This window comes from Microtetraspora sp. AC03309 (assembly GCF_020826795.1).
GTDB lineage: Bacteria > Actinomycetota > Actinomycetes > Streptosporangiales > Streptosporangiaceae > Microtetraspora > Microtetraspora glauca.
On sequence record NZ_JADDIL010000264.1, the window covers coordinates 1 to 854 of the forward strand.

The 854-nt window shown below is 65.6% G+C and carries 1 protein-coding gene; it reads left to right on the plus strand.

The window, feature by feature from the left end; translation table 11 throughout:
* Positions 1 to 30: 30 nt before the first annotated feature.
* The coding region (locus IMZ11_RS42735; protein WP_308066913.1) for a condensation domain-containing protein at positions 31 to 854 on the plus strand (824 nt) is incomplete at its 3' end.

Below are 854 nucleotides of genomic sequence, written 5' to 3' on the forward strand. Positions count from 1 at the left end.
ACCCTTTTCCGGATGGGCGAGGGTGAGCATGTGCTGGTCGCAGTGGTCCATCACATTGCCGGTGATGGCTGGTCGATCGGCCCGCTCGTGCGTGACATCGGGATCGCCTACGCCAACCGGTGTGCGGGACAGGCGCCGGACTGGGCGCCGCTGCCGGTGCAATACGCGGATTACACGCTGTGGCAGCGCTCGTATCTCGGTGATCCGACCGATCCGGACAGCCGGATTTCTGGTCAGCTGGCGTACTGGGAGCATGCGCTGGCCGGGCTGCCCGAGCGTCTGGAGCTGCCCACCGACCGGCCGTATCCGCCGGTGGCCGACTACCACGGCGCCAGTCTCACGATGGAGTGGCCGGTCGAGTTACAGCAGCAGATCGCGCGGGTAGCCAGTGAGCACAACGCCACCAGCTTCATGGTGGTACAGGCCGCCCTGGCCGTGTTGTTGTCGACTCTCAGCGGGAATTCGGATGTTGCAGTGGGGTTCCCGATCGCGGGGCGTAGCGATCCGGCATTGGATGAGCTGGTCGGCGTCTTCATCAACACCCTGGTGCTACGAGTCGAGCTCGACGGCGATCCGTCCGTCGCTGAGCTGCTGGCCCAGGTGCGGCGACGCAGTCTGGCTGCCTACGAGCACCAGGATGTGCCCTTCGAGATGGTTGTCGACCGGCTGAACCCGGCCCGCAGTTTGACCCACCACCCGCTGGTCCAGGTGATGATGGCGTGGCAGAACCTGGCCGCGCAGAACGACGATCACACGGCGTCGACGAGTTTGGGCGGGCTGCAGGCCACCCCGCTGGAAGCAGACACTCAGACCGCACGCATGGATCTGATGATCTCGCTGGCCGAACGCTGGAG